The sequence below is a fragment of the Knoellia aerolata DSM 18566 genome (assembly GCF_000768695.1).
GTDB classification, from domain to species: domain Bacteria; phylum Actinomycetota; class Actinomycetes; order Actinomycetales; family Dermatophilaceae; genus Knoellia; species Knoellia aerolata.
The window spans coordinates 1-11,769 of sequence record NZ_AVPL01000085.1 but is presented as its reverse complement, the minus strand read 5'-3'; the positions used below and the strand labels follow the sequence as shown (position 1 = coordinate 11,769).

Here is an 11,769-nt window from a genome sequence, read left to right as displayed (position 1 = left end):
AGGTCGGCGTGACCGTCCGCGGCCTGGAGCGCACCCCCGACGGCTGGTCGGTCCTCACCGGCCCGACGACCGCCCCGCGACGCCTCACGGCCGACGCCGTCGTCATCGCCGTGCCCCCTCCCGCCGCTGCGCGGCTGCTCGCGCCGGTCGCCCCGGACGCCGGTGCGGCGCTCGGCGAGGTGGAGATGGCGTCGGTCGCCGTCATCACCCTCGCCGTCCCGCGGTCGGAGGTCGCCGGCTGGGAGGGCTCGGGCTTCCTCGTCCCCCCGGTCGACGGCCGGGGCATCAAGGCCAGCACCTTCAGCACGGCGAAGTGGGGGTGGCTGGCCGACGAAGGCGACGGCACGGCATACGTGCGGGCGTCGGTCGGGCGAGCGGGCGAGACCGCGTCGCTGCAGCGCGACGACTCCGAGCTGGTCGGGCTGGCGACCCGGGAGATCACCGAGGCGGTCGGCGCCGCGCCGCTCACCGTGCTGGACAGCCACGTCCAGCGCTGGGGCGGCGGGCTGCCCCAGTACACCGTCGGTCACCACGAGCGCGTGGCGCGGGTGACTCGCGCCCTCGCGACGGTGCCCGGCCTCGAGGTGGCCGGTGCGGCATACCAGGGCATCGGGATCCCGGCGGTCATCGCGTCGGCACATGCTGCGGCGGAGGCGACCACGACCCACCTGACGGCGGTCGCGGCGCGGGCGGGAGAATGACCGCATGAGCACCCCCACCGGTCGTCCCGCCCCGAGCAAGCCCACTCCTGCGCAGATGCGCGAGATCAACGAGACGATCCGCTACACGATGTGGTCGGTGTTCGAGGTGACCGAGCCCCTCGGCAAGGACGACCGCGCCGTGATGACGGCCGAGGTGGAGGCGCTCGTCGCCGAGCTCGAGTCCCGCGACGTCGTCGTGCGCGGCTTCTACGACGTGGCCGGGCTGCGCGGGGACGCCGACCTCATGGTGTGGTGGCACGCCGAGCGGATCGAGGACCTCCAGGACGCGTACCACCGGCTGCTGCGCACCGAGTTCGGCGGGCACCTGTCCTCGGTGTGGTCCAACGCCGCCCTGCACCGGCCGGCGGAGTTCAACAAGAGCCACGTCCCGGCGTTCCTCGCCGGCGAGGAGCCCCGCGACTACGTCTGCGTCTACCCGTTCGTGCGGTCCTACGAGTGGTACCTCCTCGAGGACGCCGAGCGCCGCGACATGCTGCGCGAGCACGGCCAGATGGCGCGGGAGTTCCCCGACGTGCGCGCCAACACCATCTCGTCGTTCGCGCTCGGCGACTACGAGTGGATCCTCGCGTTCGAGGCCGACGAGCTGCATCGGATCGTCGACCTCATGCGTGAGCTACGGCCCTCCCGGGCGCGGCTGCACGTGCGCGAGGAGGTGCCGTTCTTCACCGGCCCGCGCGTCGCCGTCGCCGACCTCGTCGCCCGCCAGCGCTGACCCACCCGCCACCCCTTACCCGCCGTCCCCGGAAAACGGTGCCGGGGCAAGGGGACTGTTCCGTTGCTCTGGAACCGTTGCCCTTGCTCAGTGGCCAGCGGCTGAGGCGCCCCGGGCTGTCCACAGCCCCGTCGTCCCTGCCCGGGCGTCCACAGGTGGCTCCTGGTGGGGTTCCGGCGGCCCTGGTCGTGCCCCGAGATTGCTGGCATGTACCTCGACGACCTCGTTCGCATCGCTGGTGGCCAGCACGGCATGTTCACGACGAAGCAGGCCGCCGACCTCGGGGTCGGACGCAAGGGTCTGTGCGAGGCGGTCCGCTCCGGTTCCGTGCGCCATCCGGCGCGAGGGCTGTATGCCGTGTCCGCCCTGGTCGACACCGAGGCGGTTCCGTGGCAGCGCCACCTGGCTGCCGGGGCCCAGCTGCTCTACCCGGACGTGGTGCTCACCGGGGTCACCGCCGTCCTGGCCCACGGTCTCCCGGTCTGGGGCTGCCGACTCGACCGACCGGACCTGCTTCGGCCGATCGAGCGACAGGCGGGAACGAAGCCCTACCGCGTTCGGCCCCTGCGTGGCACAGCCGTCGACGGACCGTGGGGACCGACGGTTCCGCTGGCCGAGGCGTTGGTGCAGCTGTGCATGGACCACGGGATCGTCCAGGGTGTCGTGTCCGCGGACGCGGCGCTCCACCGTGGGCTGGTGTCGATGGACGAGCTGCAGGCGGCTGTCGACGCCGTCGCGACGTGGGCGCGGTCGCACCGTCCGCGGGCGATGATGACGCACGTCGACGCCAAGGCCGAGTCCGTGGCAGAGAGCCGAGCGCGCGTCGAGTTCCACTCACACGGCATACGCGTCGTCTCGCAGGTCCTCGTCCGGGACTGGGACGGGTCGGTCATCGGGCGAGCCGACTTCGGCGTCGAGGGGACCAACGTGCTCATCGAGGTCGACGGGAAGATGAAGTACGCCGACGGGGACCCTCAGGTGCTGTGGCGGGAGAAGCGACGCGAGGACGACATGCGCGCCGCGGGCAAGATCGTCGTGCGGGTCACGTGGTCGGACCTCGAGACGCCGGGCAAGGCCTCCGCCAAGGTGCGGCGGGCGATGCCCGCGGTCAGCGCCTGACACCGGGGTGCGGCTGCGGCCTGCGGGCTGCGGGCAAGGCAAACGGTTCCGGGGCAAGGGAACGGAACCCTTGCTCCGGAACCGTTTAACGGGGACGGCGGGAAACGGTCCTCGGGTCAGGCGTCGGGGGAGCCCGGGCGGAGGGTCATCGCGATGCTGTTCATGCAGAACCGCTGGTCGGTCGGCGTCTCGTAGCCCTCACCCTCGAAGACGTGGCCGAGGTGGCTGCCGCAGGACGCGCAGCGGACCTCGGTGCGGGGACGGCCCGGGAGGGACGAGTCCTCGAGCAGCTCGACCGAGTCGCCGGCCAGCGGGCTGTAGAAGGACGGCCAGCCGCAGTGGCTGTCGAACTTCGTCGTCGACGTGAACAGCTCGGCCCCGCAGGCGCGGCACGAGTAGACGCCCTCGGTCTTGGTGTCGGTGTACTCACCGGCGTAGGGGCGCTCGGTGCCGGCCTCGCGCAGGACGGCGTACTCCTCCGGGCTCAGCTCGGCGCGCCACTCCTCGTCGGACTTGGTGACGGCATACGTGCGGTTCGTGGGCTCCATGACAAGAGGTAACCACGAGGCCCCCGGGATCGTTCCCGGGGGCCTCGAGGGTCATGCGTCAGGACGGCGTCAGCGCGGTCCGCGACCCTCGACCGAGAGCCCGATGAGCAGCGGGTCGTGGTCGGAGGACGAGAACGGCGTCGCGGCGAAGAAGTCCGTGACGTTGTAGTTGCGACGCGAGTACTGCATCGCGACCGACTCGTCACCGTTGATGTCCCAGACACCGGCGCCGGTGACCATCTTCAGCGCCTTGGCGTTGGCGAACCCGTGGTCGAGGGAGCCGAGGCGCCCGTCGAACTGGTAGCTCGCCGAGCCCTCGTCGAACGCCTTCGCGAGGTTGGTGTAGCCGGCCGCCTCGATGATGCGGATCGGGTCCTCCATGGAGTAGGCGTTGAAGTCACCCACGAGGAAGACCGCCTCGTCGGCGAACTGCGTGTTCGCCCACGTCGTCAGCGCCTTGGCCTGGGCCACGCGCGAGGGGTTGGCGTTGCCCTGGCCGGTGCCGTCGTCCGCGCCCGAGCCCTTGGACTTGAAGTGGTTGGCGATGACGACGAACGGGCTGCCCGCGTTGAGGGCCTTGAACTTCTGCGCGAGGGGGTAGCGCGCGTTGGCGAACGCCCCGTCGAGCAGGATCTGCGAGGCCTCGAGCGGCATGACCCGGTCCGCGCGGTAGATGAACGCCGTGCGGATGACGTCCTCGTTGCTCGGCGTCACGGTCGGCGACGCGACGTAGGCCCACTGGCCGCCGCCGGCGTTGAGGGCCGTGACGAGCGTGGCGAGGGCCTTGTCCCGCGGCTGGCCCGGAAGGTAGGAGATCGCAGCGGAGTTCTCGATCTCCTCGAGGGAGATGACGTCGGCGCCGAGACCCTTGATCGCCGTGACGATCTTGGTCTCCTGGTCCTTGAACGCCTCCGCGGTCCACGCGCCGCGGACCTCGCAGAAGTTCGTCGTGACCGGGACGCCGTCGCGGTCGGCGTAGTACGGGCAGTTCTTGTAGGTGTCCTCGGTCGCGCCCAGGTCGGGGAAGTAGTTGAGGACGTTGAAGGTCGCGAGCTTGAGGTTGCCGCCGACGGCCGGGGCAGTGAGCTCGCGGTCGTTCTCGGTGGTCACCGGGTCGTCGGAGTCGGTCGAGCCGACGACCTGCCCGGTGGGCTGGTAGTTCCACTGGAACCGGTAGTCGAGGATGACCGGCTTGGCGAAGCTCACCTGCGACCCGGTGCGCATCGGCTCCTCCTGCGAGAGGTAGGGCAGCGCCGAGGCCTGGGCGGTCCGGTTCGACATGTAGTTCCAGCTGGAGCCGTCGTCGAGGGTGATGTACTTCCTCTTGTTCTCAGCCTCGTATGCCGTCGCAGCAGCTCCCGGGAGCACCACGTCGGTCGCCGTGTAGAGCGGCTCGTCACCGACCGCGAGACCGACCTGGCCGTACTGGTTCAGCGCGTAGTTGTTCGTGATCGTGTACGTGCCCCGGGGCTGGACGAGCATGCCCTCGTACTGCTCCTTGGCCGCGTCCGTCTCCGGCACGGTCTCCAACGGCGTCGGCGTCACGGCGGCGCAGTCGCTGGCTGCCGTCAGGGTCGCGTCCCCCAGCTGGGTCTGCGTGCCGAACTCGGAGACGGTCGCGGTGACCGTGTAGCACTGGCCGATCTGGACGTCCGCGGCGCGGAAGACGAAGAGGCCGTCCGAGGCACCGGGCGTGGGGTCGGTGCCACCACCCGTGCCAGGCGTCTGCAGGTAGGCCCCGTTGAAGCCGCCGGTCGGGTACACGGCCGTGACCACGCCGGTGGTCTCGACCTGCTTGCCCACCATCGGGGAGGTGGAGCCGGTGCCCTGGATCTCGGCGATCGTGGCCTTGGTGACGGTGGGCGTGGGATCGGGGTCGGTCCCGCCGCTGCCCCCGGATGCCTGGGGCGTCGGTGTGCCGACGGTGAAGTCGGCGGCGTTGTTGTCGGTGTCGACGAAGGTCACGTTGCGGGCTGCCGCCGTCGAGTTGGACAGCGCGCGCGTCGCCGTGCCCTCGAAGAGGTTTGCGGTGCCGAAGCCGATGCGGTCGACGAGCGTGCCGCTCGCGTCGAACAGGTCAACCCGGCCGTTGGTCGCGCTCATGAGGATGTTGCCCGCAGCGTCGGGCTCGGGCAGGACCGCACCGTTGCCCGCACCACCGCCCTGCTTGACGAGGTACGTCTTGCCGGCAGCCAGGCTGCCGGACAGCGTGGTCGAGCCGCCACTGTTTCCTGCGGCGGAGAAGTACTCGACCTTCCAGCCCGCGAGGCTGAGCGCTACGGAGCCGCGGTTGCCCAGCTCGATGAAGTCGTTCTGGAAGGGAGCGCCGGCGTTGCCGCCTCCTCCGTAGACCTCGGAGATGACGACGGTGGTGGACACGGCGCTGGCGGGAGCGGCCGCGAACAGGGCGGTGGCCCCGGCGAGCGGCAGGGCGACGAGCGGCACGGCGAGGGCGGCGCACGTCCGACGGGAGAATGCGGACATAGGGAGTCCTTCGAGGTCAGGGAGTGAACTCCCAGACCGTATGCCGTTCGCACACTTTTGTCTGTAGTCCGGCGGGTAAGCGTTCGGCAAACTCTGGGAACCCGCGCGGGGCGCCGTCGGGATCGAGCCGTTCGGGTGGGAGGCGCCGGAACGCGACATCGGCTCGGGTGTCGTGGTGCGTCACTAGGGTGTGGCCATGACGGGTGCGACGACGATGGAGATCGACGGACCGGACGGGCCACGCGAGGTCCGGCTGTCCAGCCCGGACCGGCTCATGTGGCCCGGCGACGGGATCACCAAGGGTGACCTCGCGGCATACGTCCTCTCCGTCGGAGACCCGCTGGTGCGGGTGATCGGGGACCGTCCGGTCACCCTGCAGCGATTCCCCGACGGCATCGACGGCGAGGAGTTCTACCAGAAGAACCCACCCAAGGGCATGCCCGCGTGGATCCGCACCGTGCCGTGCCGCTACCCCTCCGGCCGGCGCCACGACCAGCTCGTCGTCGACGAGGTGGCCGCTGCCGTGTGGGCCGTCCAGATGAACACCATCACCTTCCACCCGTGGCCGGTGCGGACGGCCGACAACGACAACCCCGACGAGCTGCGGATCGACCTCGACCCCCAGCCCGGGCGCACCTTCACCGACGCCGTCGAGGCGGCGGTCGCGCTGCGTGAGCTCATGGCGGAGCTCGGCCTCACCGCGTGGGCCAAGACGTCCGGGAACCGCGGGGTCCACGTCTTCGCCAGGGTCGCACCCAGCCACGAGTTCCTCGACGTGCGCCACGGGGTCATCGGCATCGCCCGCGAGCTGGAGCGGCGCCTGCCCGACCTCGTCACGACGTCGTGGTGGAAGGAGGAACGCGGCGAGCGCGTGTTCGTCGACTTCAACCAGGCCTGTCGTGACCGCACCATCGCCTCGGCGTACAGCCCCCGGCCCCTGCCCGGTGCCCCCGTGTCGATGCCGGTGTCGTGGGAGGAGCTCGTGACGGTCGCCCCGGGCGACTTCACCGTCCTCACCGTGCCCGAGATCGTCGCCGACCGGGGGGACGCCTGGGAGGGCATGGGCGACGCCGTCGGCGACGTCCTGCCGGCGCTGGCCCTGTGGGACGCCGACGTCGAGCGAGGGCTCGGCGAGCTCAACTTCCCCCCGGACTACCCGAAGATGCCCGGCGAGCCCCCGCGCGTGCAGCCGAGCAAGCGGCGCACGGACCGCGCGGACGAGGACTACATGCGGCCCAAGGCCGAGCGCGACGAGGAGCTGCGTCAGCAGTGGGGCATGCCGGTCGTGCCGCCGATCTCGCCCATGCTCGCCAAGCCGAGCAAGAAGCTCGTCGAGGGCGAGGTCAGCTACGAGCCGAAGTGGGACGGGTTCCGCTCGATCATCTACCGCTCCGGCGACCAGGTGGAGATCGGCAGTCGCAACGAGAAGCCCATGACCCGATACTTCCCGGACGTCGTCGAGGCCGTCCTCGCGAACTTCCCCGACAAGTGCGTCGTCGACGGCGAGATCATCGTCATCCGGCCCGGCGAGGACCGGCTCGACTTCGACCTGCTGCAGCAGCGGATCCACCCGGCCGCCAGCCGGGTCAAGAAGCTCGCGGCGGAGACGCCCGCGAGCTTCGTGGCCTTCGACCTCCTCGCCCTGGGTGAGCGCGACCTCATGGGTGAGCCGTTCGCGGTCCGCCGGACCGAGCTCGAGAGGGCCTTCGCCGACGTCGCCGCACCCATCCACCTCACCCCGGCGACGCGTGAGGTGGCGCAGGCGCAGGAGTGGTTCGAGCAGTTCGAGGGCGCCGGGCTCGACGGCCTCATGGTCAAGCCGCTCGAGGGCACCTACGAGCCGGACAAGCGCACGATGCACAAGCTCAAGCACGAGCGGACCGCCGACTGCGTGGTGGCGGGCTACCGCACCCACAAGAGCGGCGACGACGTCATCGGCTCGCTGCTGCTGGGGCTCTTCGACGACGAGGGCACCCTGGCCAGCGTCGGCGTCATCGGCGCGTTCCCGATGGCCCGGCGCAAGGAGCTCTTCGAGGAGCTCCAGCCGCTCGTCACCGACTTCGACGACCACCCCTGGGCCTGGGCGAAGCAGGAGGAGGGCACGCGCACCCCGCAGAACGCCGCCGGGTCCAGGTGGGCGGTCGGCAAGGACCTCTCGTTCACGCCGCTGCGGCCCGAGCGCGTCGTCGAGGTGCGCTACGACCACATGGAGGGCGTGCGCTTCCGCCACACCGCCCAGTTCGTGCGCTGGCGCCCCGACCGCGAGCCGGAGTCCTGCACCTACTCCCAGCTGGAGGAGCCGGTCTCCTACGACCTCGCCGACGTGCTCGATGCCTGAGATGTCCGGCCTGCGCCGGGCCTCGCTCGCCGCCGCCGCGGTGGGGGCGACCACGACGATCGCGAGCGCCGCGGGCTCGCTCGCCGCCGCGGCATACTTCGCGCGCCGGGTGCTCACCCCCGAACGCAACCGGCCCGACGACGTCGAGATCCTCGACGTCCCCCCCGGTCGCGTCGTGCTGTCGGCGACCGCGGAGACCGTGGTGCCGGGACGCTACGGCCTGTGGCTCGACGGCGGCCGCGGCCACGCGCGTCTCGGCGACCTCGTCGACACCGACGTGGCCGAGGACACGGTCGAGCGCGAGGTGCTCGGCGTCGACGCCGGCGAGCTGCGCCCCGGCGGGGCCCGCTTCGACGGCTACTACTACGCCGGCACCCCCGACACGGCGCTCGGGCTGCGCAGTGAGCACGTCCACGTCGACGGCGAGCTCGGCCCGATGCCGGCCTGGCTCGTCCCGGCGGAGGGCGGCACCGGGTCCCGCTGGGCCGTGCTCGTGCACGGCCGAGGCGCCCAGCGGCAGGAGACCCTGCGCGCGCTGCCGGTGCTGCACGCCGCAGGGTGGACCTCGCTCGTGCCGACCTACCGCAACGACGAGGACGTCCCGGCCGGGCCCGACGGCCGCTACAACCTCGGACTCTCGGAGTGGCGCGACATCGAGGCCGCCGTCGAGCACGCCGTCCGCTGCGGGGCCGAGGAGGTCCTGCTCGTCGGCTGGTCCATGGGTGGCGCGATCGTGCTCCAGTTCCTCGACCGGTCGCCGTGGGCCGTCGTCGTGTCCCGGGTCGTGCTCGACGGCCCGGTCATCGACTGGGGCGACGTGCTCGCCCACCACGCCCGGCTGCACCGCGTGCCCCGTGGCGTCGGGTCGCTCTCGCGCTCGATGATGGGCCGGCGCTGGGGGAAGCGCCTCGTCGGTGTCCACGAGTCCGTCGACGTCGCCCGCACCGACTGGGTGCGCCGCGCCGACGAGCTCACCCATCCCGTCCTGCTCATCCACTCCGCCGACGACGAGTTCGTCCCGGTCGGGCCGTCGCGACAGCTCGCGCAGCACCGACCCGACCTCGTGACCTACGAGGAGTGGCGCGTGGCACGGCACTGCAAGGAGTGGAACACCGAGCCCGAGCGGTGGGAGCGGCTCGTGCGTGACTTCGTGACCGAGGACGTGGCCGGGAACGTGGCCGAGGACGTGGCTCAGAGCCCGTCCGGGGACGCGTCCGGGGAATAGCCCCCGCGCGGGGACGGTTGGCGCCCTCGTGAGCATCCTCAAGCCGACCCCCGCCCTGTGGCGACGGCTGCACGTGGACCTGAGGCTCGACGCCAGCGACCGTTGACGGTCCTCACCGCGTCCGTCCCGTCCGCCCCACCCCTGACCCAGGAGCTCTCCCATGCCCGCCAGCACCACTGACGCCGTCACGCCCGCGTCGCCCACCACCCGCCGATCGCGTCGACCGGGCGTGCCGTTCTGGGCGCAGGTCTTCATCGGCCTCGTCCTCGGCGTCGTGCTCGGCTTCGTCGCTCGCCAGTTCGACCAGGCGTGGCTCGCCGAGACCCTCAAGACCGTCGGCGGGATCTTCGTCAAGCTGCTCAAGGTCATCGTCGTCCCGCTCGTGCTCACCGCGATCATCGTCTCGATCGCGAACCTCCGGCAGGTCACCAACGCCGCCCGGCTCGCCGTCGAGACCCTCGTGTGGTTCGCGGTCACCGCCGCCGCCTCGGTCGTCGTCGGCATCACCCTCGGCCTGGTCACCAACCCCGGTGGCAACGCCACCCTCGACACCGCGGCCGGCAAGGCCCCGAGCAGCACCGGCAGCTGGCTCGACTTCCTCACCTCGATCGTGCCGGGCAACGTCCTCGGCCTCGAGGTCTCGACGTCCGCCGAGGACGGGGGAGCCCTGAGCTCCAGCCCGTCGTTCAACATCCTCCAGCTCGTCATCCTCGGCATCGCGATCGGCGCGGCGTGCCTCTCCGTGGGCGCCAAGGCCGAGCCGTTCGTCAACCTCACCCGCAGCGCCCTCGAGGTCTTCAGCAAGCTCGTGTGGTGGGTCATCAGGCTGTCGCCGCTCGGCACCGCGGCCCTCATCGGCTCGGCCGTGGCGAACTACGGCTGGGACCTCCTCGGTCCGCTCGCGATCTTCACCGCCGACGTCTACCTCGGCTGCGCCATCGTGCTGCTCGTCATCTACCCGGTCGTCGCCCGCGCCAACGGCCTCAACCCGGTGAAGTTCTTCGCCGGCGCCTGGCCCGCGATCCAGTTCGCCTTCGTCTCCCGCAGCTCGATCGGCACGCTCCCGCTGACCCAGCGCGTCGTCACCCACAACCTCGGCGTCTCACGTGACTACGCCTCGTTCGCCGTGCCGATCGGCGCGACGACCAAGATGGACGGCTGCGCCGCGATCTACCCCGCCCTGGCCGCGATCACCGTCGCCCAGCTGTTCGGCGTCGACCTCGGCGTCACCGACTACCTGCTCATCGCGTTCGTCTCCATCGTCGGGTCCGCGGCCACCGCGGGACTCACCGGAGCCGTCGTCATGCTCACGCTGACGCTGTCCACCCTCGGTCTGCCCCTGGAGGGTGTCGGGCTGCTCCTCGCCATCGACCCGATCATCGACATGATCCGCACCGCGACCAACGTGGCCGGTCAGGCCCTCATCCCGACCATCGTCGCCAAGCGCAACGGGCTGCTCGACCAGGACGTCTACGACGCCAACACCTTCGGCGGTGCCGACGCCCGTCTCGAGCTCGAGGAGGACGAGGCGACCGCCCCGTCCACGGACGGCGACCGGGTCCGCGACCGCGACCGCGTGGCGGTGCCCGCATGAGCACCGCGGGACCCCGGCTCTCGCTCCTCGACCTCGCCACCGTCGGGCGCGACCAGCCGATCGGGGAGGCCCTCGAGGTCAGCACGACGCTGGCGCAGAAGGCCGACTCGCTCGGCACCTTCGAACGGCTGTGGTTCGCCGAGCACCACAACATGCCCTCGATCGCGTCGGCGGCCACCGCCGTCCTCCTCGCGCACGTCGCCGCCCGCACCGAGCGCCTCCGCGTCGGCTCGGGTGGCGTCATGCTGCCGAACCACTCGCCGCTCGTCATCGCCGAGCAGTTCGGGACCCTCGCGGAGCTGCACCCGGGGCGCATCGACCTCGGCCTCGGGCGGGCGCCGGGCAGCGACCAGGTGACCACGCGCGCCCTGCGCGTCGACCCGCGCGCCTCCGAGCGCTTCCCCGACGACGTGCTCGAGCTGCAGGGCTACCTCTCCGACGAGAGCCTCGTGCCGACGATCCAGGCCATCCCCGGGCGCGGGACCAAGGTGCCGCTCTACATCCTCGGCAGCTCGCTCTTCGGCGCCCAGCTCGCGGCGGCGCTCGGCCTGCCGTACGCGTTCGCGAGCCACTTCGCACCGGACGCGCTGCAGCAGGCCGTCGAGGTCTACCGGCGCGACTTCCGCCCCTCGGTCCAGCTGACCGAGCCCTACGTCATCGCGGCGGTCAACGTCGTCGTCGCCGACGAGCAGGAGCACGCCGAGGCGATGGCCGCCTCCGTGCTCCGCTCCCGGGTGCGTTCGCTCGCCTCGCGTGTCCCCGCGTATGCCGGCCGGCTCGACGACGCGGCCGTCGACGGGCTCATGGACTCACCCGTCGCCGCGCAGGCACGGCACATGATGACCTACTCGGCCGTGGGCGACCTCACGACCGTGCGGGACTACCTCGGACGGTTCGCGGAGCACGCACGCGCCGACGAGGTCATGGTCACCAACGCGGCCACCGCCCTCGACGACCGGCTCCGCGCCCTGGAGCTCCTCGCCTCCTCCGACTGACCCCTGCCCCCACCGCCCGGCCCCCACCCCAC

At 71.5% G+C, this 11,769-nt stretch carries 9 protein-coding genes; 7 read left to right on the top strand and 2 right to left on the bottom strand.

The genetic code is table 11. The features are described 5' to 3' along the window. The 3 genes from N801_RS17730 to N801_RS19975 form a co-directional block, all read left to right on the top strand. On the top strand, nucleotides 1-701 hold a 701-nt coding region (locus tag N801_RS17730; RefSeq protein WP_035940602.1), incomplete at its 5' end, for a protoporphyrinogen/coproporphyrinogen oxidase. 4 nt (nucleotides 702-705) lie between these two features. Next, nucleotides 706-1,434 carry a hydrogen peroxide-dependent heme synthase gene (hemQ, locus tag N801_RS17725; protein ID WP_035940596.1) on the top strand — a complete coding sequence of 243 codons (729 nt, stop codon included), beginning with the start codon at nucleotides 706-708 and terminating at the stop codon, nucleotides 1,432-1,434. 207 nt (nucleotides 1,435-1,641) lie between these two features. Further along, entirely contained in the window at nucleotides 1,642-2,553 is a 912-nt protein-coding gene (locus N801_RS19975) for a type IV toxin-antitoxin system AbiEi family antitoxin domain-containing protein (protein WP_052113278.1), read from the top strand. A 116-nt stretch (nucleotides 2,554-2,669) separates the two neighbouring features. Here the strand turns inward: N801_RS19975 and msrB are convergent, their stop codons facing one another. After that, nucleotides 2,670-3,101 carry a peptide-methionine (R)-S-oxide reductase MsrB gene (msrB, locus tag N801_RS17715; protein WP_035940595.1) on the bottom strand — a complete coding sequence of 144 codons (432 nt, stop codon included), beginning with the start codon at nucleotides 3,099-3,101 and terminating at the stop codon, nucleotides 2,670-2,672. A gap of 69 nt (nucleotides 3,102-3,170) precedes the next feature. Further along, complete coding sequence (locus N801_RS17710; RefSeq protein WP_052113277.1) at nucleotides 3,171-5,585, bottom strand: ExeM/NucH family extracellular endonuclease; 2,415 nt, start codon at nucleotides 5,583-5,585, stop codon at nucleotides 3,171-3,173. A gap of 196 nt (nucleotides 5,586-5,781) precedes the next feature. Between N801_RS17710 and N801_RS20440 the strand changes: the two genes are divergently transcribed. From N801_RS20440 to N801_RS17690, 4 genes are all read left to right on the top strand, one after another. Then, the gene (locus N801_RS20440; protein ID WP_084109219.1) at nucleotides 5,782-7,923 is read left to right on the top strand and encodes an ATP-dependent DNA ligase; all 2,142 of its coding nucleotides are present in this window, start codon (nucleotides 5,782-5,784) and stop codon (nucleotides 7,921-7,923) included. After that, entirely contained in the window at nucleotides 7,916-9,148 is a 1,233-nt protein-coding gene (locus N801_RS17700; protein ID WP_052113276.1) for an alpha/beta hydrolase family protein, read from the top strand. The genes N801_RS20440 and N801_RS17700 overlap by 8 nt, the downstream gene beginning before the upstream one ends. A 160-nt stretch (nucleotides 9,149-9,308) precedes the next feature. Next, nucleotides 9,309-10,742 (top strand): dicarboxylate/amino acid:cation symporter, encoded by a 1,434-nt coding sequence (locus tag N801_RS17695; protein ID WP_052113275.1) that lies wholly within the window; start codon nucleotides 9,309-9,311, stop codon nucleotides 10,740-10,742. Continuing rightward, nucleotides 10,739-11,737 (top strand): LLM class flavin-dependent oxidoreductase, encoded by a 999-nt coding sequence (locus N801_RS17690; RefSeq protein WP_035940594.1) that lies wholly within the window; start codon nucleotides 10,739-10,741, stop codon nucleotides 11,735-11,737. Before N801_RS17695 ends, N801_RS17690 begins: the two co-directional genes overlap by 4 nt. Nucleotides 11,738-11,769: the final 32 nt, after the last annotated feature.

Excerpts from the sequence above, each read along its gene's own strand:
- hemQ (WP_035940596.1), top strand. The coding sequence starts at position 706 with ATGAGCACCCCCACCGGTCGTCCCGCCCCGAGCAAGCCCACTCCTGCG.
- N801_RS19975 (WP_052113278.1), top strand. The coding sequence starts at position 1,642 with ATGTACCTCGACGACCTCGTTCGCATCGCTGGTGGCCAGCACGGCATG.
- msrB (WP_035940595.1), bottom strand. The coding sequence starts at position 3,101 with ATGGAGCCCACGAACCGCACGTATGCCGTCACCAAGTCCGACGAGGAG.
- N801_RS17710 (WP_052113277.1), bottom strand. The coding sequence starts at position 5,585 with ATGTCCGCATTCTCCCGTCGGACGTGCGCCGCCCTCGCCGTGCCGCTC.
- N801_RS20440 (WP_084109219.1), top strand. The coding sequence starts at position 5,782 with ATGACGGGTGCGACGACGATGGAGATCGACGGACCGGACGGGCCACGC.
- N801_RS17700 (WP_052113276.1), top strand. The coding sequence starts at position 7,916 with ATGCCTGAGATGTCCGGCCTGCGCCGGGCCTCGCTCGCCGCCGCCGCG.
- N801_RS17695 (WP_052113275.1), top strand. The coding sequence starts at position 9,309 with ATGCCCGCCAGCACCACTGACGCCGTCACGCCCGCGTCGCCCACCACC.
- N801_RS17690 (WP_035940594.1), top strand. The coding sequence starts at position 10,739 with ATGAGCACCGCGGGACCCCGGCTCTCGCTCCTCGACCTCGCCACCGTC.